At 63.2% G+C, this 23,353-nt stretch carries 20 protein-coding genes and 2 tRNA genes; 9 read left to right on the top strand and 13 right to left on the bottom strand.

What is annotated here, in order from left to right; genetic code table 11:
* Positions 1–226 precede the first annotated feature (226 nt).
* Positions 227–1,936 (top strand): long-chain-fatty-acid--CoA ligase, encoded by a 1,710-nt coding sequence (locus tag ABFY71_RS14400; RefSeq protein WP_347946710.1) that lies wholly within the window; start codon positions 227–229, stop codon positions 1,934–1,936.
* Positions 1,933–2,325 (top strand): MerR family DNA-binding protein, encoded by a 393-nt coding sequence (locus ABFY71_RS14395; protein ID WP_305576922.1) that lies wholly within the window; start codon positions 1,933–1,935, stop codon positions 2,323–2,325. The genes ABFY71_RS14400 and ABFY71_RS14395 overlap by 4 nt, the downstream gene beginning before the upstream one ends.
* On the opposite strand, the gene ABFY71_RS14390 is transcribed toward ABFY71_RS14395, so the two are convergent.
* From ABFY71_RS14390 to ABFY71_RS14370, 5 genes are all read right to left on the bottom strand, one after another.
* A complete protein-coding gene (locus ABFY71_RS14390) occupies positions 2,322–2,609 on the bottom strand; it encodes a UvrB/UvrC motif-containing protein (RefSeq protein ID WP_347946709.1) in 288 nt (95 codons plus the stop codon). The genes ABFY71_RS14395 and ABFY71_RS14390 overlap by 4 nt on opposite strands.
* An 11-nt stretch (positions 2,610–2,620) precedes the next feature.
* Positions 2,621–4,198 (bottom strand): cisplatin damage response ATP-dependent DNA ligase, encoded by a 1,578-nt coding sequence (locus tag ABFY71_RS14385; protein WP_347946708.1) that lies wholly within the window; start codon positions 4,196–4,198, stop codon positions 2,621–2,623.
* Positions 4,195–5,190: a ligase-associated DNA damage response exonuclease gene (locus tag ABFY71_RS14380; protein WP_347946707.1), complete on the bottom strand. Its 996-nt coding sequence runs from the start codon at positions 5,188–5,190 to the stop codon at positions 4,195–4,197. The genes ABFY71_RS14385 and ABFY71_RS14380 overlap by 4 nt, the downstream gene beginning before the upstream one ends.
* Positions 5,191–5,193: 3 nt before the next feature.
* On the bottom strand, positions 5,194–5,781 hold the full coding sequence (locus ABFY71_RS14375; RefSeq protein ID WP_347946706.1) for an exopolysaccharide biosynthesis protein: 588 nt from the start codon (positions 5,779–5,781) through the stop codon (positions 5,194–5,196).
* Between the two features lie 71 nt (positions 5,782–5,852).
* The gene (locus ABFY71_RS14370; RefSeq protein ID WP_347946705.1) at positions 5,853–8,762 is read right to left on the bottom strand and encodes an insulinase family protein; all 2,910 of its coding nucleotides are present in this window, start codon (positions 8,760–8,762) and stop codon (positions 5,853–5,855) included.
* Between the two features lie 197 nt (positions 8,763–8,959).
* Between ABFY71_RS14370 and ABFY71_RS14365 the strand changes: the two genes are divergently transcribed.
* Together ABFY71_RS14365 and ABFY71_RS14360 are read left to right on the top strand one after the other, a co-directional pair.
* The gene (locus tag ABFY71_RS14365; protein ID WP_347946704.1) at positions 8,960–9,256 is read left to right on the top strand and encodes a BrnT family toxin; all 297 of its coding nucleotides are present in this window, start codon (positions 8,960–8,962) and stop codon (positions 9,254–9,256) included.
* Positions 9,246–9,479 (top strand): BrnA antitoxin family protein, encoded by a 234-nt coding sequence (locus tag ABFY71_RS14360; protein ID WP_347946703.1) that lies wholly within the window; start codon positions 9,246–9,248, stop codon positions 9,477–9,479. The genes ABFY71_RS14365 and ABFY71_RS14360 overlap by 11 nt, the downstream gene beginning before the upstream one ends.
* 2 nt (positions 9,480–9,481) lie before the next feature.
* Here ABFY71_RS14360 and ABFY71_RS14355 read toward each other — a convergent pair whose 3' ends face one another.
* From ABFY71_RS14355 to ABFY71_RS14340, 4 genes are all read right to left on the bottom strand, one after another.
* Positions 9,482–10,456 carry an aldo/keto reductase gene (locus ABFY71_RS14355; RefSeq protein ID WP_347946702.1) on the bottom strand — a complete coding sequence of 325 codons (975 nt, stop codon included), beginning with the start codon at positions 10,454–10,456 and terminating at the stop codon, positions 9,482–9,484.
* 193 nt (positions 10,457–10,649) lie between these two features.
* The gene (locus ABFY71_RS14350) at positions 10,650–11,327 is read right to left on the bottom strand and encodes a GntR family transcriptional regulator (RefSeq protein WP_347946701.1); all 678 of its coding nucleotides are present in this window, start codon (positions 11,325–11,327) and stop codon (positions 10,650–10,652) included.
* Positions 11,328–11,432: 105 nt separating this feature from the next.
* On the bottom strand, positions 11,433–12,734 hold the full coding sequence (locus tag ABFY71_RS14345) for a Gfo/Idh/MocA family protein (protein ID WP_347946700.1): 1,302 nt from the start codon (positions 12,732–12,734) through the stop codon (positions 11,433–11,435).
* Positions 12,735–12,933: 199 nt separating this feature from the next.
* Positions 12,934–14,556 carry an ABC-F family ATP-binding cassette domain-containing protein gene (locus ABFY71_RS14340; RefSeq protein WP_347946699.1) on the bottom strand — a complete coding sequence of 541 codons (1,623 nt, stop codon included), beginning with the start codon at positions 14,554–14,556 and terminating at the stop codon, positions 12,934–12,936.
* 243 nt (positions 14,557–14,799) lie between these two features.
* Between ABFY71_RS14340 and ABFY71_RS14335 the strand changes: the two genes are divergently transcribed.
* Entirely contained in the window at positions 14,800–16,311 is a 1,512-nt protein-coding gene (locus ABFY71_RS14335) for a helicase HerA domain-containing protein (protein WP_347946698.1), read from the top strand.
* Positions 16,312–16,359: 48 nt separating this feature from the next.
* Positions 16,360–18,816: an ATP-dependent helicase HrpB gene (gene hrpB / locus ABFY71_RS14330; RefSeq protein ID WP_347946697.1), complete on the top strand. Its 2,457-nt coding sequence runs from the start codon at positions 16,360–16,362 to the stop codon at positions 18,814–18,816.
* 39 nt (positions 18,817–18,855) lie between these two features.
* Here hrpB and msrB read toward each other — a convergent pair whose 3' ends face one another.
* Positions 18,856–19,260 (bottom strand): peptide-methionine (R)-S-oxide reductase MsrB, encoded by a 405-nt coding sequence (gene msrB / locus ABFY71_RS14325; protein ID WP_347946696.1) that lies wholly within the window; start codon positions 19,258–19,260, stop codon positions 18,856–18,858.
* 103 nt (positions 19,261–19,363) lie between these two features.
* Between msrB and ABFY71_RS14320 the strand changes: the two genes are divergently transcribed.
* Positions 19,364–19,978 (top strand): pyridoxamine 5'-phosphate oxidase family protein, encoded by a 615-nt coding sequence (locus tag ABFY71_RS14320; RefSeq protein ID WP_347946695.1) that lies wholly within the window; start codon positions 19,364–19,366, stop codon positions 19,976–19,978.
* A 62-nt stretch (positions 19,979–20,040) separates the two neighbouring features.
* Here ABFY71_RS14320 and ABFY71_RS14315 read toward each other — a convergent pair.
* The 3 genes from ABFY71_RS14315 to cpdR all read right to left on the bottom strand — a co-directional run bounded on the left by ABFY71_RS14315 (position 20,041) and on the right by cpdR (position 20,811).
* Positions 20,041–20,115 (bottom strand) — tRNA-Val (locus ABFY71_RS14315).
* Positions 20,116–20,144: 29 nt separating this feature from the next.
* A tRNA-Val gene (locus ABFY71_RS14310) sits at positions 20,145–20,219 on the bottom strand.
* A gap of 232 nt (positions 20,220–20,451) precedes the next feature.
* Positions 20,452–20,811: a cell cycle two-component system response regulator CpdR gene (gene cpdR, locus ABFY71_RS14305; RefSeq protein ID WP_046105558.1), complete on the bottom strand. Its 360-nt coding sequence runs from the start codon at positions 20,809–20,811 to the stop codon at positions 20,452–20,454.
* 191 nt (positions 20,812–21,002) lie between these two features.
* Here cpdR and ABFY71_RS14300 point away from each other — a divergent pair, with 191 nt between their 5' ends.
* On the top strand, positions 21,003–21,899 hold the full coding sequence (locus tag ABFY71_RS14300) for an N-formylglutamate amidohydrolase (protein WP_347946694.1): 897 nt from the start codon (positions 21,003–21,005) through the stop codon (positions 21,897–21,899).
* An 89-nt stretch (positions 21,900–21,988) separates the two neighbouring features.
* Positions 21,989–22,777, top strand: a complete 789-nt coding sequence (hisN, locus tag ABFY71_RS14295; RefSeq protein WP_347946693.1) for a histidinol-phosphatase — start codon at positions 21,989–21,991, stop codon at positions 22,775–22,777.
* Positions 22,778–23,353 lie beyond the last annotated feature (576 nt).

The following is a 23,353-nucleotide window of genomic DNA, read 5'->3' as shown; positions in this document are numbered from 1 at the left end:
ATGCTCTCATTGTTGAGGGTCAGTCTAGCATGCTTGACGTATACGTCAACCAATCGCCGTTAACGGCTATTCAGGTCAGCGCCCGGGGTTACATGCCTTTTCACCGCACGCCGTCCTGGCGCCTGTCCAAAACCTCGGACAGTTGTTTGACGCTAACGTAAAGCCGTGGGATATTCATTGCAGCAAGGCGCAAAGCCCAGCCGGTACCCGGCAAACGGAGGAAACGATGGCATCCAAGAGTCCCGCCCCCCATGTGCGTCCCTGGATCGCCAGCTATCCCGAGGGCATTGACTGGGCTGTCGAGCTCGACATTCGCCCGGTACACGAGCAGGTGCTGGCCGCCTGTGCCAAAAACCCGTCCGCTGTCGCACTCGACTTTCTGGGTGGCACAACCAGCTTCGGTGAGCTGGCCAGCAAGATCATCGCCTTTGCCGGTGCCCTGCAACGCGAGTTTGGCGTCAAGAAGGGCAGCCGTGTCGCCCTCATGCTGCCCAACACGCCGTTCTATCCCATTGCCTATTACGCCGTGCTGCGCGCCGGCGGCACGGTGGTCAACTGCAACCCGCTCTACACCGTGCATGAACTCAGCCACATCGCCGAGAACGCGGGCGCCGAGGTCATGGTGACGCTGGACCTGCAGCAGATCTTCGAGAAGGCCGAAAAGCTGGTGCAGGCCGGCCACATCAAGTCGCTGGTGGTCTGCCACTTCCCCGATGCCCTGCCGCTGGTCAAGAAGATCCTGTTCTCGGTGGCCAAGCGCCGGGACCTGGCCCGGCTCAAGGCCTCGCCCATTGCCGACCGGATCAGCCATTTTCACACCATGGTCGAACGCGGCGAGCCGCCCACCGCCGTCGTCATCGACGCCCAGACCGATATTGCCGTCCAGCAATATACCGGCGGCACCACCGGCCTGCCCAAGGGCGCCCAGCTGACGCATGCCAATATCGCCGCCAATATGAGCCAGATCAACCACTGGGGCTGTGGCCTGTTCCTGCCCCCCGCCAAGATTGTGGCGGTGCTGCCGTTTTTTCACATCTTCGCCATGACGGTCTGCATGAACGTACCGCTCTGCAACGGCACCCAGGTTGTCATGCTGCCGCGTTTTGAACTCAAGGCGCTGCTCAACCTGCTCACCCGCACTCGCGCCAATGTACTACCCGCCGTACCCACCCTGCTCAATGCCGTTGCCCGCGCCGAAGGCGCCACATCCGAGCAATTGGCCAGTATCGAGGTCGCCATTTCCGGCGGTGCCGCCCTGTCCAACGAAATTCGGGCGGCCTTCGGCAAGAAGTCCTCGGCCATCCTCGCCGAAGGATACGGCCTGACAGAGGCCTCTCCCGTGGTCTGCTGCGCCGCCCTGCGCGTACCCTCCAAGCCCCTGTCCATCGGCCTGCCCTTGCCGGGCACCGACATTCGTTTCGTCAACCTCGAGACCGATACGCCGGTTGGCATCGGTGAAGACGGCGAAGTCCAGGTCAAGGGTGCCCAGGTCATGCTCGCCTACTACAACGAGCCGCAGGCCACGGCGGATGCCTTCATGGATGGCTGGCTGCGCACGGGCGACGTCGGCCACATGGACGAGGACGGTTATGTCTTTCTCGTTGATCGCATCAAGGATCTGATCATCAGTTCGGGCTTCAATGTCTATCCGCGCACCATCGAGGAAGCGCTGATGGCCCATGACGCCGTCGAGGAAGCAAATGTGATCGGCGTGCCGGACGACTATCGCGGCGAAGCGCCCATCGCCTTCGTCAAACTCCGCGATGGCGCGTCCATCACGGCCGATGAGCTCAAGGTCTTCCTGGCCGAGCGCATCAGCAAGATCGAAATGCCACGGGAAATCATCTTCAAGGACACGCTGCCGAAAACCCTGATCGGCAAGCTCAGCAAGAAGGAACTGCGCGAAGAATATGCGCAGTCAACGGCAACCACGTGAGCCCCGCAACAACCGAGAGCCGTGATCTGTTTGCCATTGCTGACCTCGCCAAGGAGTTCGGCATCTCCACCCGCGCCATCCGCTTCTATGAATCCAAGGGTCTGCTCGCCCCCGAGCGGGTCGGCGCCACTCGGGTTTTCCGGCGCCGCGACCGGGCCCGTCTGATCCTGATCCTGCGCGGCAAGCGGCTGGGCTTTTCGCTGCGCGATATCTCGGACTATCTCAGCCTTTATGACGCCAATCGCAGCCAGCAGGTGCATCTGCTCATCGACAAGGTCGACGAACGCCTGGCCTCACTGGAACGACAGCGCGATGATTTGGAAACCACCATCAACGAACTGCGCGAAATCAAGAAACTCACCAGCGAGCAACCCGCCAGGTCACGCTAGCGCTTGCCCTTCACATTCCGGGTCAGCGGGTCCGGCTTTTTCGGCTTCACCCAGCCCTTGGGTGGCTGCCGAACCGGCACCTGCGTGCCCAGCCCCATTGCGCCCGGCGGCGGCTGACCCACCGTCACCGTATCGGCATCGCCCTCAGTCAGTGGCGCCTCGCCCTTGAGCCGGGCAATCTCGTTGCGCAGCACCGTTGCCTTCTCAAAATCCATCGCTGCGGCCGCTTCCTCCATCTGCTTGCTCAGCGCCAGCAACCGCTCGTGATTTGATCGTGATGACATCAAAATGCCTCCTAGGTTGCCGCCACAAACACCGCCATATCCGCCAGCGTCGCCGCTTCGGCCGCCGGCTTGTCCCAGCGAATGCGGCTGATACGCGGAAAGCGCAGTGCCACGCCCGATTTGTGTCGCGCACTCTCCTGCGCCGAGTCGAAAGCCACTTCGAACACCAGCTCTTTTTTTACCTCGCGCACCGGCCCGAACGAACCGATCGTATGGGTGCGGATCCATTTGTCGAGCAGTTTGAGCTCCTCATCCGTGAAGCCGAAATAGGCCTTGCCGATCGGCACGATTTCATTGCCCTTCCACACCCCGAATGTGTAGTCGGAATAGAATGAACTGCGCCGCCCATGCCCGCGCTGCGCATACATCAGCACCGCGTCGACCACATTGGGGTCGCGTTTCCATTTATACCAATAGCCCTTCGGGCGCCCCGGCACATAGGGTGCCTGCCTGGGCTTGATCATCACCCCTTCATGGCCGTGTTCATCGGCGCCCTGCCGCCGCTGCTGCGCCAGATCGTCCCAATCGGCAAACGGCAATACTTCGGAAAGATCCAGCCGGGTCTGCGGATTGGCCGCAAACCACGCTTCCAGTCGCGCCCGCCGCTCGCACCAGGGCAGCGCCCGCACATCCACGTCACCATCAAACAGCAGGTCATAGACGCGAATGAACGCCGGGCTTTCCCTCAGGTGCCTGGCGCTCGCGACCTTCTTGTTCAGCCGCTGCTGCAGATCGTTGAACGAGCCCGGATCGAAATCCTGGCCCACCAGCAATTCGCCGTCCAGCACCGCCCGTCCCTGCGCGTTGTCGACAATATCGGGGAACGCGTTGGCAATATCATCGCCAGTTCGCGAAAACAGCGACACAGTACCGGCGCCCATGACCAGTTGCACCCGAATGCCATCCCATTTCCACTCGGCGGCGAAATCCTCGGGCGCCAGCCTGGCCAGATCCCTTTCTTCATCGATCGGATTGCTCAGCATCAACGGATGAAACCGCGCCGACTGATCGATGTCCGGCCGCCCCGTTTTGCCATCGAGCCAGTCGAATAGCGCCCCATAGGGCACTTTGAGACCATGCCAGACTTCCTCAATGGCCTGCAGCTCCACCCCACTCATTTCCGCCAGTGCCGTCTTGGCCAGTCGCGCCGAAACGCCGACGCGCAACCCGCCCGTAGCCAGCTTTACCAGCGCCCAGCGCTCATTGATTTCAGCTCGCGTCAGCAGCCCGCCGATCAGCTTGGGCAAGTCGCGCTTGGAGGTGGTATTGAACAACTCGATCAGCTCGGTCAGCGAGGGCAATTCCCCCGTCCCGCCGTGATGTGGCCAGATCAGCGCAATCGTCTCGCCCAGATCCCCGACATAGTCATAGCTCATGGCAAACAGCGTCGCGTCCACCTCCGCCAGCACCGTTTCCTTGAGCAGCGCCGGCTTCACATTGGCAAAATTCAGCGCGCCGGTAAGCACTGCCAGCCCATAGCCCCGATCGGGGTCCGGCGTGTCGCGGAAATACTGCGTCAACGCCGCCAGCTTGCGGGTGCGCGATGAGGTCAGCGCCAGCAGCTCGAGCAATTGGGCAAAGCGCTTCACGCCGCCTCCTCCCCGCCATCATCCTCGAACCCCTGCAAATGCAGCGGCTCGGCTTCGAGGCCCTGCTGCCGGCACCAATAGACCAGCGCATCCTCGCGGCCGTGCGTTACCCACACAGTTGCCGCCTCGGTTTCGTGCACCGTCTGCTGCAACTCGCCCCAGTCGCAATGGTCCGAAATCACCACCGGCAGTTCCACCAGCGCCTGCCGCGCGCGCTGCTTCACGCTCATCCAGCCCGAAGCCTGGCACACCACCGGATCCGGAAAGCGTCGGCTCCAGCGGTCACGAATGGCCGAGGGGGGCGCGATCACGATCTGCCCCGCGAAGTCCGCCCTGGGCACATCCAGCGCCGGACGAAGATCGCCCAGCTTCACCCCCAGTTCTTCATAGAGCCCACAGAGCTTGAGCATCGCTCCATGCAGATAGATCGGGGCGTCCCACCCCGCATCGCGCAGCAGCGCGATCACCCGCTGCGCCTTGCCCAGCGCATAGCATCCCACCAGATGGCTGCGCTCGGGATTGTCCCGCACCGATTTCAGCAACCGCGCAATTTCGGTCTGCGGCAGCGGGTGCTGAAACACTGGCAGGCCAAATGTCGCCTCGGTCACCAGCAGGTCGCATCTGACCAGCTCATAGGGCTGCGCGGTGCGGTCGGCGAGGCGCTTATAGTCGCCCGTCACCACCACCCGTTGCCCTTTGTGCTCTACCAGCACTTGCGCCGAGCCCAATATGTGTCCGGCCGGATAAAGAGTGATGGACACATCGTCGATCAGGAGCGGAACGCCGAAATCGAGCGCCTGGAACCGCCCCGCACAATCGACGCCATAGCGCGTCTGCATGATGGCAATAGTGTCCGGGGTCGCCAGCACCGCGCCATGCCCGCTCCGCGCATGGTCGGCATGGCCATGGGTGATGATCGCCCGCTCGCGTGGCACGCTCGGGTCGATGAAGGTGTCGATGGCACGGATGTGAAGGTTACGGTCCAGCAGCATCGGTCACACCAGAAGTAAGGCGGCAACGCCAATCATGCCAGTGACCAGCCCGATCCAGGCCAGTGCCACCATTCCGTCCCTTGCGGTCAGCGCCAGCCCGAACAGAGCGATGATCGCGCCAGCGCCGGTCGAGGTGAAGGGAATGAGTTCGAGGAAGGGCATGATCGCACCGACGAGCACGCAGACGACCGCACCTGCGCGCCGTATCGGCTGGGACACCAGTGCATGCCAGCGCCGCTTCGACATCGCATCTATGGTGGCTGACACCGGCTTGAGGAAGCTCATCAACCGCTCCGCCTGGCGCGAGGACAGGCAACGCTCTGTCAGCCAGCGCGGCAGCCAGATCTTTTCATGACCCAACACCACCTGGCCGGCGACCAGGATTGTGGTGAGGCCCACAAGGCTCGGCAATCCCGGAATAATGCTGAGCGGCGACACCACGATGAGGGCAGGAAACAGCAGCATCGGTCCGGCCATCCGCTGCCCGGCAACGGCCTGGATCATGCCGATGGAGATTTTTTCGCCGTCTGCGACCCGCTGCTCTACCTTGGCAACAATCTCGCCCAACGCCCCATCCCTGGCATTTCCCATTCACAAAGCGCTCCTTTGCGATAGTAACGCCTGCCGGATGCACCGCGTTCCGCGCGTGCCTTGGCCGGACGCTACATCACCTTGCTGACTGCGAGCAGTCCCGGCCGCTTCTCGTTTGCTGCAGCGATCGCCGCCTCGCCACCGAGCACCACGACATGTCCATGCCGGGCCACCGCCTCCACCGCTTCCGCCATGCGCCTGAAGTCCGCGGCGGTCGTGCCAAGAATTTCATTGCGCCGCTGCTGGCGCAGCGCATCGGTCGTGCCGGTCAGCTGCCGCCACATTGAAGAATAGCCCTTGGCATCGGGGAATTCATAGCCATCGACATCGCCGATCACCCCGATGATCGAGCGCGTCAGATCATTAGCGCCAATCGCCGCGTGCAGCGCCTTGCTCGCCCCGTCATAGGCGTCCAGCGTCTTGAGCAGATTGGCGTCACGATAGCTCAGAAAGCTGAAATTGCCGCTCGTCAGGTCGAACCGGGCCGAGCCGCCATAGGCCCCGCCCTGGACACGGATCTTGTCCCACAGATAGGTGGTGTTGAGGAACTTCAGCACCACGCTTGAAGCGCCGGTCAGCTCAAACCCCAACGCTTTCAGATTGGCGCCCTTGCCGACATAATTGACCTGCGCCGGAATGATCAGCCCTTCTGACTTCGGCGCAAAATCCACATTCCAGTCAGCAAAATCATGCCTGGCGTCGGGCAGGGTCTTGAGAAAACCCTCGATCTCGCCCTTGGCACGGTTCCACAGCAAACCATCGGCGGTCACATTGACCACCATGCGACCGCGATTGAACAGCGTGTCACGAATGCGTTTCAGCGCCGCTTCCACGCTATCCCAATCACTGTCAATCCGCGCCACCAGTTCGCGCAGGAACTGCAGATAGCTCACCCCGCCAATCTGTTCGCCAATGCAGCTCGCCTCGGTCAGGCTCGACTTCAGCCGCGTATCAACCATTGCATTGCCCGAAGGGATCATCCGCGCTTCAAAGCCGGCCTTCTCCTCCAGCGCCAGCTGCTTGAAGCGGGCGCGATTATCCAGCCGGGCATCGCCCAGCAGGTCGCCCACGATCGCCAGCATTTCCGCGATCTTGTCCGGCACGGCCTTGCCCGACAGGAAGAACCAGGCGGCACTGCCATTGTCGCCCTGGCGCGAAGACAGTCCGCGGTGCTGGGCAATCCCACCGGTCGAGCGACCAATGCGCTGCGTCAGGCTGACAAAATCTTCCTTGCTGGTGCCGGTCTGCAGCAGCGCCCGGCCGAACAGCGGCAGATAGGGCAGCAGGCCCTTGTCCAGCACATGCAGGTCAAACCCCAGATCGAGATAGACGATCCCCAGCGTCGGCAGGTCATGGTAGAATAACCGGGTATCGGCCAGTGTACCGATATCGATCGGCACGGTGCGGCTCTCGCGCGGCAGGTCGGCCAGCGTCAGCGTTGGAATTTTAGCCAGCAGCGCCGGATCATCCACGGTTTCCTGCAGTGCCTTCAGCCGATCGGTCTCGGCCTTGGTGGCCGCCAGCGCCTCGGCATCAAATCCCTGCCGCACCTTGGCCAGAATGCCTGCTTCATCAGCCGCTTCGCGCGCCCCCTGTTCAGGGTCGGCGCGCAGGGTCACCGTGGTACGGTGGGTATTGTCGAGGAACAGCCGACGGATTTCCCTGGCAAAGTGCCCCTGCCCGGCCTTGTCCTTGAGCGCACTCAGCGCCTCCTCAAAGGCCAGCGGCGCGATCGGGTCGCCCTCATGCAGCCAGCTGCCCAGCGCGTTGAACATGTAGACCATGCCGCGTGGATAGGAGCCGGTATTGTTCTCGCGCAGCGAGAACTCGAACGTATTGGCCGCCGCTTCGAGCTGTTCGGATGAAAAGCCGGTTTCGGCAAGCTCTTCGAGGGTATTGAGGATCAGCGCTTCCACCTTGCCAGCCTCGGTCGGGTCGATCCCCTTCATACCAAAGCTGGCCATGGGCTGGCGCAGGCCATTGCCAATGCCGCCCCCGGTCATGCCTTCACCCAGCCCGCTCTCGGTCAGCGCCTTGCGCAGTGGCGCCGCCGGATTGCCGGCCAGCAGATAGCTCAGCATGCCATTGCTCAGCGCCTCGGTGCGGTCGACCGGCGGATCAATCAGCCAGTTCACCGACACCATGCCGTCGCGCGCCTTGCCCACTTCTCTGGTGCCTGCATAGCTGGCCTCGATCTGCCGCGGCGCGTTGAAGCGCGGCTGCAGCTTGACCTCGGCATCCACCGGCGCCCGCTCGAACTGGGAAAAATAGGCGTCCAGAATCGCCAGCCGCTCGCCAGCATCGTCATCGCCGGAAAAGAACGCCCTTGTGTTGGACGGGTGGTAGTACTTGGCGTGAAAATCCCGGAACTGTTTGTAGGTCAGGTCGGGAATGGCCTTGGGATCGCCGCCCGAGCTCTTGCCATAGGTCACGTCGGGATAAAGCGAGCGCTGTGCAATGTCGCGCATCACCGCGTCGGGCGAGGAGAACACGCCCTTCATCTCGTTGAACACCACGCCCTTGTAGACGAGCGGCGCACTGGTATCCTCAAGCTCGTAGTGCCAGCCTTCCTGCAGAAAGGTCTCTTCGGTCAGCAGCGGGAAAAACACCGCGTCCAGATACACATCCACCAGATTGTAGAAATCTTTCAAATTCTGGCTGGCCACCGGATAGGCGGTCTTGTCCGGGAAGGTCATGGCGTTGAGGAACGTGTTCAGGCTTCCCTTGATCAGCTCCACAAACGGCTTCCTGACCGGGTATTTCCGGCTGCCGCACAGCACTGAATGCTCAAGGATATGGGCAATGCCGGTGGAATCGGTCGGCGGCGTCTTGAAGGTGATGCCAAACACCTTGTTCTCGTCGTCATTGATCAGGCTGAGCACCTCCGCCCCGGTCTTTTTGTGGCGGAACAACTGCGCCCGCGAATTGGCCTCCGCGATATGCTCGTCGCGGATCAGTTCGAAGGCTTCGTGATAGCTCATGACAATACTCGGCAGTGTTTTGTTGTTGCGCCCAACGTAGGGACGCGCAGCTGGGTGCGCTAGGGGGCGTTGGGCCTTTTGACAAGTGTACACTTTTAGTGTACACGACACTTGAGGTAACGTGCCTCGTCCGCGACGATTGACATGATTTTACGGAGAAACGGTGATGCGGAGAATCAAGCCAATCGGAGCTCGCTGTGGAATACGAGTGGGACGAGAACAAGCGGCAGACGAATATCGACAAGCATCGCGTCGATTTTCGTATTGCAGCGTTTATCTTTGAGGGCCCTGTGCTCAAAATTCCCGACACGCGTCGGGATTATGGCGAGCAACGGTATTTGAGCATAGGCCTCGTTGAGGACGAGTATTTTGTCGTGGTTCATACGGAACGCGACAACGTTGTCAGGCTTATTTCTGCGTGGAAAGGTGGTCGCCGTGACCGACGAAAATATCAAGCGGTACACATTGGAAGACCTTCGTCGCATGAAGGATGAAGGTGACTTTTACGACAGTCACAATGCCCCTGATGGCCCCGAACTCGGCCCCGATTTCTGGGCCAACGCTGTCTGGGTGGAACCTCAGGGAACAACCTCAGTCCACCTCAAGCTCGACCCCGAAGTCTTCGCCTACTTCAAGAGTCAGGGAAAAGGCCATATCACCCGTATGCAGGAAGTCCTCAAGGCCTATGTCAAAGCCCATCAGGGCCACGGCAAGTAGCCTCACACCCCGCCGCGGATTTCCGGCTTCACTTCCTTTTTATACCACGCCATCAACTGCCCCATCAGCGCCGGGAACAGACCTTTCTGCTCGCTGGCGGCGACATTGTCGGCCAGCTGTTCCGGCTTGCTCACCCCGGCAATGACGCTCGACACCTGCGGGTGGTCCAAAATCCAGCGCAGCGCGAACTGGCTCATCGGCATGCCGCTCGGCGCCAGCCCCCTGAGCTCGTTCACCAGTTCAATGCCGCGCGTAAACTCGATGCCGCCAAACGTCTCGCCCACCGAAAATGCCTGCCCGTCGGCATTGTAATTGCGATGGTCGGTCGCATCGAAGCGCGTATCCTTGTCGTACTTGCCGCTGAGCAATCCGCTGGCCAGCGGCAGGCGCACGATTATGCCGACATCTTTTTCCGCTGCCATGGGCAGCAGTGCCTCGGCCGCGTCCTGCCGGAACAGGTTGAAAATGATCTGCAGCGTCGCCAACCCGGGCTGCTCCAGGCACAGCAGCCCTTCTTCGATGGTTTCCACACTGGCGCCCCAATGGCGGATGAGCCCTTCGGCCTTCAGCTCATCCATCCAGCCAAAGATGGCGCCATCCTGCAGCACGGCCGTCGGCACGCAATGCAGTTGCGCTAGGTCGAGCGCCGTCAAACCCAGCCGCTCGGCCGAGCCTTCCAGGCTCCTGCGAATCCCGTCCTTGGAATAGTGATCGGGATAGAGCCCGGAGCCGCGGCCCAATTTGGTCGCAACATGCACGCCAGCGCCCTTGGCGTGGCGGCCGATCCGGCTCTCGCTCAGGCCGTCGCCATAGACGTCCGCCGTGTCCCAGAAGGTCACGCCAGCCGCATTGGCCGCATCCAGAATGGCCGTCGCGGTTTCGTCACCCACCGGCCCGAAATCCCCGCCCAACTGCCAGCAGCCCAGCCCGATTTCGGAAACCTCAAAGCCCGTCTTGCCCAATCGCCGCTTCTTCATGCCGTACAATCCTTGTTGCTTGCTGGTCCAGCGCATCGGCCGCGTCGACAGGCGCCTTACGCCCGTCACGCCTGGATAATGTGCAGAATAGCCAACCGATCCGCAGCCAGCCAGATTTCGGCGCAGCGCATGTGGCCCCATACGACCCGAACCTGACGCGCCAGGTTACGCCGGTCAAGCCGCGCCGTCGGCGCTACTCGAAATAGTCCGGGTGCTCGGCAATGGTTTGAGCCAGCAGCACCTCGGCCCGTGCCAGATGCGCCCGCATCGCCGCTTCGGCACCCGCCACATCGCCCGCGGCGACGGCCTTGGTGATGAGCACGTGTTCGTCAGTGGCCACCCGCGACGAGGATGCCCCCAGCGTCAGATAGCGCACCCGGTCGAGCTGCATCTTGTGATCGTCAATCAATTGCCACGCATATTCCACGCCCGCCAGGCGAGCCATGGTGCGGTGAAACAATTCATCGAGCGTATGAAAGCGCCGGCTGTCATTGGCGGCCGACGCCTCTTCCTGATCGGCGATCAACCCCTTGAGCACATCGGCCGCATCGCCCGGATTGGTGGCCAGTCGCCGCACAATCTCCACCTCGATGGATTCGCGGATAAAGCGCGACTGCCGCACCCCTTCGGGCGATATTTTCTTGACCACGGTCGCCCGCTTGGGGCGGATCATCAGCAGTCCCTGCTGCGCCAGCCGGATAAATGCCTCGCGCACCGGTTGGCGCGACACGCCGTAGCGGCCGGCAATATCGCTCTCGGAGATGATGTCGCCCGGCTTGAGCGCCATCGTCACAATCTCGTCGCGCAGCGCGCTGACCACGCGCATCGCCATGGTCTGTTCGGTCACATCAAGCACCTGGGCAGACACCATTATTGTTTTCCCTCTCCGACCATTGGCCGGATAAGCGGGCGATTACGCCCCCCGACTGAGTGCCATCCACAGATTTCTGCAGGCTTGCGGCCCCCAGGGCTGTGGCTAAAGCACGATTCCCGCCTCGGCCAGCATGGCATCGACAAACACCCGCGCGCCATTCTGGGCAATCGACTGATTGGCCGCGATGCCGGTCAGGATCGACCAGGCGCCCGCTATCTGGTCGGAGGCACGGCCATATTTATCCGCTTCCATATTGTCCGGATCAAACAGATAGCCCAGCATGATCGGGTCGGCGCCGCCATGGCTGCCCTTGCCGGTCCAAACATCGATCTTCTGCGGCAATCCACCGGCGACATGCAATTCAGTGAACATCGCCTCGGTCTCGTCGCGCTCGCGATGGCCACCGGCAAACACGCCATGCACTTCGATATGCTTGTGCGTCAGTTCGCCCTTGGTGCCGTGGAACTTCACTTCCAGCCCTTCCCATGGCGAATAGGCCACCAGCGTGTAGTTCAGCGAGGCGCCCGAAGCATATTGCGCTTGCACCTGCATGGTGTCCTCGATGGTGATGTCAGCGGCAAATACGCATTTGTCGCGCCAGTAGCCGTCATCCTCCTCGGCGTCGAGATAGAGCTCCTTGAGCGCCTCGTCGGCCTCCAGATCCATGCGGAAGGCGCATTTGTGCGCTACCGGACAGGTGTGACAACGCTCGCCATGGCCTTCCAGACCCAGCTGGATTGCCATTTCCGGGGTATAGAAATCGCGCTTGCCGATGGCCGAGACGCTCTTGGGCGTTGAGCCCACCCACCAGTTCAGCAGATCGAAATGATGGGTCGACTTGTGCACCAGCAGGCCGCCGGATTTGTCCTTGTAGCGGTGCCAGCGGCGGAAATAGTCGGTGCCATGCACCCGGTCGAGATACCAGCGGAAGTCCACCGCAGTGATCTCGCCGATCACCCCGCTCTGCAAGATGTCCTTGAGCTGGGTGCGGGCCGGCGAATAACGATAGTTGAAAGTGACGGTGACCTTTTTGCCGCTGGCCTGCTGCGCGTCGAGAATGCGCTTGAGCCGGGCCACATCAATGGTCATCGGCTTTTCGGTCATCACATTGCGGCCGGCCTCGAGCGACCGCACGATATATTCGTCATGCAGATAGTCGGGCACCGTCACGATCACCGTATCGGGGTCCTGCTCGGCCAGCATGGTGTCGAAGTCTTCGGCCAGATAAGTGGCAATGCCATTGCCGGTCCTGTCGGGCACCTTGTGCGCCGATAGTGCCAGCCGGCTCTGGTTGACGTCGCACAAGGCGACCAGTTCGGCGCTCTGGGCATGGGTGATGGCAACCGCGTCACGGAACATCTGATGGCGGCCACCCGTGCCGACAATGGCAAATTTCTTGGTCATATACTGCTAATTCTTGCTGCTGGAAAAAAGCCGAACCGGCTCGCTACATCTTCCATACAAGATCGGCCATATGACCGCTGGTGTCAATGTTGGATTGACCAAAGTAGAGCCGCCTCACCGCAATCGCCACAGGTCGACATCGCACCCGTGATGCACTGGCCAAGGCAGGATGGCCCAGCACGCCAGCGCCAAAAAAAACCTAGCTCCGCAGCCCCGGCGCTTCCTGGCCCGTGCTCTGCACATATTCGGTATAGCCGCCGCCATAGGTATGTACGCCCTCGGGCGTCAGTTCCAGCACCCGGTTGGATAGCGCCGCCAGGAAATGGCGGTCATGGCTGACAAACAGCATGGTGCCCTCAAAACTGCTGAGCGCCTGGATCAGCATTTCCTTGGTGGCAATGTCGAGATGGTTGGTCGGCTCGTCCAGCACGAGGAAATTGGGCGGATCAAACAGCATCAGCGCCATCACCAGCCGGGCCTTTTCGCCGCCCGACAGCACCCGGCACTTCTTTTCCATCTCGTCGCCTGAGAACCCGAACGCGCCCGCCAACGCCCGCAACGGCCCCTGCCCGGCCTGCGGAAAATGGTCTTCCAGACTCTGGAACACCGTCCGGTCGCCATCGAGCACATCCATGGCGTGCTGGGCAAAATACCCCATCTTCACGCTGGCGCCGACCGCTACCGTGCCATTGTCGGGTTTGGATTCACCCGCCACCAGCTTGAGCAGTGTCGATTTGCCGGCGCCATTGACGCCCATGATGCACCAGCGCTCCTTGCGGCGGACGTGGAAGTCGAGGCCATCATAGATGCTCCGGCTGCCATAGGCCTTGTCCACACTCTTGATCACCACCACGTCGTCGCCCGAGCGTGGCGCCGGACGGAACTCGAACGCCACGGTCTGCCGCCGCTTGGGCGGCTCCACCTTGTCGATCTTGTCGAGCTTTTTCACCCGGCTCTGCACCTGTGCCGCATGGCTGGCCCGCGCCTTGAAGCGGTCGATAAAGGCAATTTCCTTGGCCAGCATGGCCTGCTGCCGATCGAACTGCGCCTGCTGGTTTTTCTCGGCGATGGCCCGCTGCTGCTGGTAAAATTCATAGTCGCCGGTATAGGTTGTCAGCGACCCGGCATCGATCTCGACGATCTTGTTGACGATGCGGTTCATGAACTCGCGGTCATGGCTGGTCATCAGCAGGGCACCGCTGTAATTCTTGAGGAACGCTTCGAGCCAGATCAGGCTTTCCAGATCAAGATGGTTGCTCGGTTCGTCCAGCAGCAGTGCATCCGGCCGCATCAGCAGAATGCGGGCCAGCGCCACCCGCATCTTCCAGCCACCCGACAGCGCGCCGACATCGCCATCCATCATTTCCTGGCTGAACCCCAGCCCGTCCAGCACTTCGCGCGCCCGGCCGTCCAGCGAATAGCCGTCCAATTCCTCGAAGCGAGCCTGCACCTCGCCATAGCGCTCGATAATGGCGTCCATCTCGTCGGCCTTGTCCGGATCGCCCATATCAGCTTCCAGCACCCGCATTTCGGCCATCAACTCGCTGACCGGGCCAGCGCCATTCATGGTTTCGGCGACCACGCTGCGGCCGGCCATCTCGCCGACATCCTGGCTGAAGTAGCCAATCTGGATGCCACGATCCACCGAGACCTGGCCTTCATCAGGCTGCTCTTCGCCAGTGATCATGCGGAACAATGTGGTCTTGCCGGCACCATTGGGCCCGACCAGGCCGATCTTCTCGCCCTTCTGCAGCGCCGCCGACGCCTCGATAAAGACAATCTGCTTGCCGTTCTGCTTGCCAATGCTCTCGAGACGAATCATGCTTGTATGGACCTGGGCTGGCGGCCGCGCGATGGTGCGGCTGACGAATGGCGCTGGGTTAAGCATCCACGGCGCGTCCGCGCAAGTCGGCACAACGGTGCAGGCGCCCAAAATCCAAAGCTGTGGTTTGATCAGCGCACCTGCCCCGAATCGGGCCGCCAATGTGCTAACGCACAGGCCAGCACTTTGACCAACCTGCGGCCGCCCGATCAAATGAGGCACTGGCCGCCCTCCGGAGACCAGATGAAGGTAGCAATCGACATGGGCATGAGCGCTGGCACCACGCCCGCCACGCTCGACCTCGAAGAATTGCTGGCTACCCGACTGCTGGTCCAGGGCAATTCCGGCTCCGGCAAATCCCACCTGCTGCGCCGTCTGCTTGAACAATCCGCGCCATGGGTGCAGCAGTGCATTATCGATCCCGAGGGCGATTTCACCACCCTTTCGGAGAAGTTTGGCCATCTGGTGATTGACGCCACCCGTACCGAAGCCGAACTCACCAATATCGCCGCCCGCGTGCGCCAGCATCGCGTCTCCGTCGTGCTCAATCTCGAAGGGCTCGATGTCGAGCAGCAGATGCGCGCCGCCGCGGCCTTTCTCGGCGGCATGTTCGATGCTGACCGCGACTTCTGGTATCCCGTGCTTGTCGTCGTCGATGAGGCGCAGCTGTTTGCCCCCGCTATTGGTGGTGAAGTCAGCGACGAGGCCAGAAAACTCTCGCTCGGCGCCATGACCAATCTGATGTGCCGCGGCCGCAAACGTGGCCTAGCCGGCGTTATCGCCACCCAGCGTCTGGCCAAGCTGGCCAAGAACGTCGCCGCCGAAGCCTCCAATTTCCTGATGGGCCGCACCTTTCTCGATATCGACATGGCCCGCGCCGCCGATCTTCTGGGCATGGAAAAGCGCACCGCCGAGCAATTCCGCGATCTGGCCCGGGGCCACTTCATTGCGCTGGGCCCCGCCATTTCCCGCCGCCCACTGCCCGTCACCGTTGGCGATGTGGAAACCCAGGCCCGCTCCACCAGCCCCAAGCTGACCCCGCTGCCCGAGGCGCCGGTTGACGCTGCCGACCTGATCTTCACCGCCTCTGCCGATGAGATCGCCCGTCCAGTCGTGCGCCGTCCGCCGCCGCCCGCCCCGCCCTCGACCAATGAACTGCTGGCTCAACTGTCGCGCCCCAGGCCCGAAGCCGAGGCCGCGCCGCAATCGCTGTTCCCCGAGATCGACGAGGCTGAGCGCAATAGCCAGATCGACGCCATCATGGCCGAACTGCTGGGCGATCCCGATGCCAGCTTCCGCACCGTGGCCGTCCTGTATCAGGACTTTCTGGTGCGCTGCCGCATTCGCCGGGTGCCCGGCGAACCGCCGGCCCTGCCGGCCTTCAAGCGCAAGTTGGCCGTGGCCCGCGTTGCCCCCGACACCGAAACCGCCCAGTCCGCTGGCTGGCAGCAGGCCCTGATTCTGTCCGAAACCCTCACTGACGATGTGCAGGGCGTGTTCCTCGTCCTGGCCCAGGCCGCCCTCAGCGGCGCGCCCTGTCCCTCCGACGCCACCCTGGCCCGGCTCTACGGCACCCATTCGGCCAGCCGCGCCCGCCGCCTGCTCACCTGGTTCGAGGAGCGCGGCCTGCTCGTCGTGCGGCTCGATTTCCGCAACAATCGCGTCGTCGCCTTCCCCGATCTCAACGCAGAAACCGCCCCCGGCGACCCCAACGGCCCCGATACCATGACCGACGAACGCGGCGCCGCCGAATAGCGGACGCGGCCTCTTGCCCTGCCTGCGCCGATCCGCCATGAACCGGCAATGCGCCTCTCACTGCCGCCCCTGCCCATCGATGACGCCCTGCCCGCCCTGCAGGCGGCGCTGGTGGCTGGTCCCTATGCCGTGCTGGTCGCGCCGCCCGGCGCCGGCAAGACCACGCGGGTCCCCCTGGCGCTGCTCACAGCCCCCTGGCTGGGCGACAAGCGCATCATCATGCTCGAACCGCGTCGCCTCGCCGCCCGCGCCGCAGCTGGCCAGATGGCCCGGCTGCTCGGCGAGGAGGTCGGCCAGACCATCGGCTATCGCGTCCGCATGGACACAAGGGTCTCAGCCAGGACTCGCGTCGAAATCGTCACCGAAGGCGTCTTCACCCGCATGCTGCTCGACGATCCCGAGCTCATCGGCACCGCCGCCGTCCTGTTCGACGAATTCCACGAGCGCAGCCTTGATGGTGACCTGGGGCTGGCCCTGACGCTGGACGCCGCTGCCCTGCGCCCCGATCTGCGCGTGCTGGTGATGTCCGCCACCATTGACGGCGCCCGCGTCGCCAGATTGCTCAACAATGCCCCGGTCATCGAGAGCCTCGGCCGCGCCTTTCCGGTCGAGACCATCCACCGCGAGCCTGATCCGCTGCAACGCCTCGAGGATCAGGTCACCGCCGCCATTCTCGCCGCGCTGCGTGAGCATGACGGCTCGGCACTGGTGTTTCTGCCCGGCCAGGGCGAAATCACCCGCGTCGCCGAACGCCTGACTGGTCGCGTGCCAGCCAATACCGATATTGCGCCGCTTTATGGCCAGCTCACCCCGGCCGAACAGGACCGCGCCATCCGCCCCGCCGAACCCGGTCGCCGCAAGATCGTGCTCGCCACCGCGATTGCCGAAACCTCGCTCACCATTGATGGCGTCCGCATCGTCATCGATTCCGGCTTCCGCCGCATCCCGGTCTATGAGCCAGGGACGGGCCTGACCACCCTCGACACCCGCCGCGTCTCCCGCGCCGGCGCCGATCAGCGCCGGGGCCGCGCCGGCCGCACCGCCCCCGGCATCTGCATCCGGCTGTGGAACGAAGGCCAGACCGCGGCGCTGGCGCCCTTCGACACCCCCGAAATTCTCGCCGCCGATCTGGCCAATCTGGTGCTCGACCTCGCCAATTGGGGCGTCAGCGACCCGGCCAAACTGCCTTTTCTCGATCCTCCGCCCGCCCCCGCCTGGGCCGAAGCCACCGCCTTGCTGCAGCGTCTGGATGCGCTCGACGCCAGCGGCCATCTCACGCCCGAGGGCAAGGCGCTGGCCCGCCTGCCGCTGCATCCCCGCCTTGCCCATATGGTGGTCGCCGCTGCTGCCGAGGACGACGCCCTGACCGCCGCCCAGCTCGCCATGCTGATCGGGGAGCGCGGTCTTGGTGGCGACGGCACCGATCTGGCACACCGCCTGGAACGCTTCCGCCGCGATTCCGGCAAGCGCGCCGCCGATGCCAAAAGCCTCGCGCAGCGCTGGGCCAGGGCCGCTGGCGGCAACAATGACAATCCGCAATCGCCCGGCCACCATCTGGCCCGCGCCTTCCCCGACCGCATCGCCCAGGCCGCCGGGCCCCGGGGCCGCTTCCGCCTCGCCAATGGCCGCCAGGCGAGCCTCGAGACCACTGACGCGCTTGCCGGCCAACCCTTTCTCGTCGTCACCGACATCACCGGCGCCGCCGCCACCGGCCGCATTCGCGCCGCCGCCGCGTTGGATCGTGCCGAGCTTGAAACCTTGTTCGCCCACCGCATCACCTCCACCACGACGCTGACCTACGATCCGGCATCCGCCAGCGTCCGCGCCCGACGCAGCCGCCAGCTTGATGCGCTCAAGCTGGCCGACGAGCCCGTGCCCGTCGATGATCCCGAGGCCGCCGCGCGGCTGCTCGCCCAGGCTGCCGCCCGCCGCGGTCTTGATGGGCTGCCCTGGAGCCGCGACCAGGCCGCCTGGCGCGCCCGTGCCAGTTTCCTCCACGCCACGTTGGGCGAGGACTGGCCCGACCTGAGCGCTCAGGCCCTGGCACCGCGGGTGGACGAGTGGCTCGCCCCCGCCCTGTTTGGGCTGAACAAACTCTCTGAAATCAATGGCGAAAATCTGCGCAGCGCGCTCGACCTGCTGCTGCCCTATGCCCGACGCCAGGCTATCGAGGCCCTGCTGCCCAGCCATTTCACCGCCCCCACCGGCAACGCCGTGCCCATCGACTATGCGGTCGAAGGCGGCCCCGCGATAGAGATCCGCGTCCAGGAACTCTTCGGCCTCACGCGCCACCCCTCCATCGCCAATGGCCGCATTCGCCTGCTGCTGGTTTTGCTCTCGCCCGCCCACCGGCCCATCCAGACCACCCGCGACCTGCCCGGCTTCTGGTCCGGTTCCTGGGCCGACGTGGTCAAGGATCTCAAGGGTCGCTACCCGCGCCACCCCTGGCCCGACGACCCCGCCAAAGCCCGCCCCACGGCGCGGGCCAAGCCAAGGGGAACCTAGGACGGAAAAAAGGCCCCGGATCACGCCGGGGCCTCTGGTCTATTCGGCTGGCAGAAAATTCAGCGCCACGCCATTGATGCAGTAGCGCAGGCCGGTTGGCGGTGGGCCGTCCGGGAACACATGGCCCAGATGGCTGCCGCAGATGGCGCAATGGCATTCCGTGCGGCTCATGCCGTGGCTGGTGTCAGTGGAGGTTTCCACCGAACCCGGCAGCGGGTCATTAAAGCTCGGCCAGCCGGTGCCGCTCTCGAATTTCAGCGTTGATTGAAACAGCGGCGTATCGCAGCCAGCACAGGCAAACACGCCCTGGCGCGTCTCGTGCAGCAGCGCGCAACTGCCAGGCCGCTCCGTACCATGCTGGCGCATCACCTGATACTGCTCCGGGCTCAGCCTGGCCCGCCATTCTGCATCCGTGCGGGTTACCTTGAAGGCATGGCTATCCATCGCTTTACTCCTTTGTCACCCTGTCATTCGCGCGCAATATAGGATCAGTTACACAGCGACGAAACCATGCACGCGAAAGCGTGTCCCCCTCTTGGGACATACCATGACCATTGTCACGTCCATCGCGCAGCTTGAAGCGCTCTACATGCCGGCTCCGGCCGCCGCCTCGACCGTCAAAGTGGCCAGACAGATGACGCCGCAATACCGGCGCCTGGTCCAAGCCAGCCCCTTTGCCGCCTTGGCCACGGTTGGCCCGGAAGGCATCGACTGCTCGCCCCGAGGCGATCAGCCCGGCTTTGTCCGCATCCATGATGACCAGACGCTGATGATGCCCGACCGGCGCGGCAACAACCGCATCGATTCGCTGCGCAATATCGTGCGCGATCCGCGCTGCGCCTTTCTCTTCCTCCTGCCGGGCAGCGGCACCACTTTCCGCGCCCAGGGCCGGGCCCATATCAGTGTCGATCCCGACTTGCTCGACAGCTTTGCCGTCGAGGGCAAGCCGCCACGCTCGGTCATCGTCATGGCAATCGACGAACTCTATTTCCAGTGCGCCCGCGCCATCGTGCGCAGCGAGCTGTGGAACCCGGACCGGCATATCGATCCCGCCACGCTGCCGAGCCCCGGCGAGATCCTCGCCGCCATGACCGACAACCAGGTCGGCGGCCAGGCCTATGACACCGCCTGGCCCGAACGTGCCAGACAGACCATGTGGTGATGTGCACAAGAAGCGCAGCAATGTGGTATTTGCAGACCGCCTTCACCGGGATCGAAGGCAAATGGTGGGAGTAACAAGGATTGAACTTGTGACCCTTCGCGTGTGAAGCGAATGCTCTCCCGCTGAGCTATACTCCCATCGCCATTGGCGAGTTTGTTCAGAGAGATGGTGGGCGTAACAAGGATCGAACTTGTGACCCCCTCGATGTCAACGAGGTGCTCTCCCGCTGAGCTATACGCCCATCTCTCCGGGAAGGCAGAACCGTAAAGCTCTGCCAGTGGCGCGGATAGACCATGAAACCCGCTGGGGGGTCAAGTACTCTATTTGAACTTCTGAGATCATGTGGAAACTCGCTGTAGCGAGTCAGATGGAACGGGGTTCGAGAACCGGAGCGGAGCGTACATCGCTACGTGAATAGCGGAAGCGCAGAAGCCCGCTTCAGGTGGTCGCCACAGGAGAGTCTACGCGTGGTCTCAGGCGGCAAGCAGCCGCTCGACCTCATTGACCAGGTCCTTGAGATGGAACGGCTTGCTGAGCACCGAAGCGTCCTTGGGGGCGTCGCTATCGGGGTTCAACGCCACGGCGGCAAAGCCGGTGATGAACATCACCTTGAGGTCGGGATCGAGCTCGGTGGCGCGGCGTGCCAGTTCGATACCATCCATTTCCGGCATCACGATATCGCTCAGCAGCAGCGAGAACGGCTCCTCGCGCAGCCTTTCATAGGCCGACAGGCCATTGTCGAAGGAAACGACCTCATAGCCCGCATTCTTCAGAGCGCGCGTCAGAAACTGGCGCATGTCATTGTCGTCTTCTGCGAGCAGAATTCGCTTCATCAAGTCTCTCCGGCCGTTGGGCATGAGTCGTATTCTAGAGCGGGATGTTTAAGCGAAGTTTGCGCTTCTGCAACATCAACCCGATTCCCGTTGGTAAAATACCGCAATTGTGGACAATTCTGTCACAAACGGCGACACTGGGCCGGCAAATCAGCGACGCGCAGCTATTTCGCGCCAGTTCGGGGAGGCATATGCGGTCTGACTATTGGGATCGGCCGGCATTTGAAACCATCCGGCCACGCCGGCTGCTGGCGCCACTGGTGTTCAACTCACCCCATTCCGGCCGCGTCTATCCCGAGCGCTTTCTGGCCATGACCCGGCTGGATCACCTGTCGATCCGCCAATCCGAAGATGCCTGGGTTGACGAGCTGTTTGCCCGGGCCCCCCATCTTGGCGCCCCCATGCTGCGGGCGCATTTCCCGCGCGCCTATCTCGACGTCAATCGCGAACCGTGGGAACTCGATCCCACCATGTTTATCGAGCCGCTATCGGATCGCTTCAACACCACCTCGCCCCGCGTAGCCGCTGGGCTGGGCACGCTGGCGCGCGTCGTCGCCGAGAACAAGCCGATCTATCGCGACCGGCTGAGCATGGCAGATGCGCACATGCGCATCGATGGCATCTACCATCCCTATCACGCCGCCCTGCAACGCCTGCTCAGCGAAGCGGTCAATGCCTTTGGCGTGGCCCTGTTGATCGATTGTCACTCCATGCCGCGCATTACCCGCGCCCATGACAAGGCTGCGCCCGATATCGTGCTGGGTGATCGCTATGGCACCACCTGCGCTCCCGGTCTGGTCGAGCTGACGGAAACCATTTTCACCAGCGCCGGCCTGCGCGTCGCCCGCAATCGCCCCTATGCCGGCGGCTTTGCCACCCGCACCTATGGCCGCCCTCAGCATGGCGTGCACGCGCTGCAGATCGAAATCAGCCGCCACCTCTATATGAACGAAGTCACCCTGAACAAGAACGAGGGCTTTGAGGCCATTCGCGATGTGGTGGAACGGCTGATCTTCGCCCTGATCGGCCTCGATCTGGTCTCGCTGGTTGGCCGCCGGGCCCCGCCCGAAAAGGCCGCCGCCGAGTAGTCAACGTCACCATATTTCAGTAGACCTCATGGCGAGCCTGTCGAACCACGCGGTCGTGGCACGGTGTAGGCCCCTGCTATGATTGCCCCATGACCCTCGACATCGCCAAGATCCAGACCACATTGCTGGCCGCTGCAGACGCCGCCGCCGCTGTTACCCTGCCCCTGTTCCGCACCGATCTGGGCATCGACAACAAGCTGGCTGCCGGCTTTGATCCGGTCACCGAGGCCGACCGCAGCGCCGAAACCGCCATTCGCGCCGTCATCGCCCAGGCCTTTCCCGACCACGCCATTATCGGCGAAGAATGGGGCAGTTCCGGCGAGAGCGAATTCACCTGGATCATTGACCCGGTCGATGGCACCCGCGCCTTCATTACCGGGGCGCCGGTCTGGGGCACGCTGATCGGCTTTGCCCACAATGGCGTCGCCATTGCCGGCCTGATGAGCCAGCCCTTCATCGGCGAGACCTTTCTGGCCACGCCCGGCGGCGCCACCTATCGCCGCAACGGACAGACCCAACCCCTGCGCGCCAGCGGCCTGACCGAACTGGCGTCAGCCCGGGTGTTTACCACCACGCCATCGCTGTTCAATTCGCCTGAACTGCTGGCCAAGTGGCAGGCGCTGGAGGCCGCTACGCGCCTGCAGCGCTTCGGCCTCGACTGCTATGGCTACGCCCTGCTCGCCGCCGGTCACGCCGACATCGTCATCGAGCCGTCCCTGAACACCTATGACATCGCCGCCCTGGTGCCGATCATCCGCCAGGCCGGCGGCGCCATCGCCTGCTGGGACGGCAGCGAGCCCACCGGCGGCGGCAATGTCGTGGCCGCCGCCACGCCTGAGCTGTTGGAAAAGGCACTGGCGCTGGTCAACGCCAACTAGCGCTGCCCCGCTTCGAACCCGCCGCCACAATCCCTCTCCCGTGCGGGGAGGGTGGCCTCGCAGGGGGCGTATTGGGGATGCAACAGCGCAGCCGGTGGTCACACATCCCCCCACAAGTCTGCCCGCAAGCAAAGAAGGCGGAGCGCGCTCAAGACGCCCGCCCGCCGGGTCATTCCGGCGCAGCCCGGATTCCATCCCGAGATGCCTGCGTGACCATGTCAACATGAGTGCTAACAGCAACTGCCGACCCCGTTTCGGCTTGCAGCATTCTTTGGTGCGCTGAAACCTGCCGCAATTTCGATTGCCTGCTACCCCACCGCGCGTCACCCTCGGGCCTGACCCGAGGGGTCTTCACGTGCCGATGCCAACGCGGAGATTGCGCCATTCGTGGCTTTTCGTGGCTTTCGGACCGCTTCTCATCCGAGCACCTTGAAGTCCATGGCCCTCCGGTCAAGCCCGAGGGTAACGACCGGTGGGTGGCGCGATATCGGGATCGAAATGGGAGGGACGGCAGCAAACGACCCCATGCACGAACCCGCTTCGCGGGAGGGCGGGTGCGGCGTGGTCTCGGTTTCA

The organism is Devosia alba (assembly GCF_039938915.1).
In the GTDB taxonomy this organism is placed as follows: Bacteria; Pseudomonadota; Alphaproteobacteria; order Rhizobiales; family Devosiaceae; genus Devosia; species Devosia alba.
Note: the sequence above shows the minus strand (reverse complement) of the source record. Positions and strands in the feature narration are given on the sequence as shown.

Bases quoted from the DNA above. Each gene is read 5' to 3' on its own strand.
- hisN (WP_347946693.1), top strand. From the start codon at position 21,989: ATGACCCTCGACATCGCCAAGATCCAGACCACATTGCTGGCCGCTGCA.
- ABFY71_RS14370 (WP_347946705.1), bottom strand. From the start codon at position 8,762: ATGAGCTATCACGAAGCCTTCGAACTGATCCGCGACGAGCATATCGCG.
- ABFY71_RS14320 (WP_347946695.1), top strand. From the start codon at position 19,364: ATGACCATTGTCACGTCCATCGCGCAGCTTGAAGCGCTCTACATGCCG.
- ABFY71_RS14300 (WP_347946694.1), top strand. From the start codon at position 21,003: ATGCGGTCTGACTATTGGGATCGGCCGGCATTTGAAACCATCCGGCCA.
- ABFY71_RS14355 (WP_347946702.1), bottom strand. From the start codon at position 10,456: ATGAAGAAGCGGCGATTGGGCAAGACGGGCTTTGAGGTTTCCGAAATC.
- ABFY71_RS14350 (WP_347946701.1), bottom strand. From the start codon at position 11,327: ATGGTGTCTGCCCAGGTGCTTGATGTGACCGAACAGACCATGGCGATG.
- ABFY71_RS14380 (WP_347946707.1), bottom strand. From the start codon at position 5,190: ATGCTGCTGGACCGTAACCTTCACATCCGTGCCATCGACACCTTCATC.
- ABFY71_RS14340 (WP_347946699.1), bottom strand. From the start codon at position 14,556: ATGATTCGTCTCGAGAGCATTGGCAAGCAGAACGGCAAGCAGATTGTC.
- cpdR (WP_046105558.1), bottom strand. From the start codon at position 20,811: ATGAAGCGAATTCTGCTCGCAGAAGACGACAATGACATGCGCCAGTTT.
- msrB (WP_347946696.1), bottom strand. From the start codon at position 19,260: ATGGATAGCCATGCCTTCAAGGTAACCCGCACGGATGCAGAATGGCGG.
- ABFY71_RS14400 (WP_347946710.1), top strand. From the start codon at position 227: ATGGCATCCAAGAGTCCCGCCCCCCATGTGCGTCCCTGGATCGCCAGC.
- ABFY71_RS14375 (WP_347946706.1), bottom strand. From the start codon at position 5,781: ATGGGAAATGCCAGGGATGGGGCGTTGGGCGAGATTGTTGCCAAGGTA.
- ABFY71_RS14345 (WP_347946700.1), bottom strand. From the start codon at position 12,734: ATGACCAAGAAATTTGCCATTGTCGGCACGGGTGGCCGCCATCAGATG.
- ABFY71_RS14390 (WP_347946709.1), bottom strand. From the start codon at position 2,609: ATGTCATCACGATCAAATCACGAGCGGTTGCTGGCGCTGAGCAAGCAG.
- hrpB (WP_347946697.1), top strand. From the start codon at position 16,360: ATGCGCCTCTCACTGCCGCCCCTGCCCATCGATGACGCCCTGCCCGCC.
- ABFY71_RS14360 (WP_347946703.1), top strand. From the start codon at position 9,246: ATGAAGGATGAAGGTGACTTTTACGACAGTCACAATGCCCCTGATGGC.
- ABFY71_RS14335 (WP_347946698.1), top strand. From the start codon at position 14,800: ATGAAGGTAGCAATCGACATGGGCATGAGCGCTGGCACCACGCCCGCC.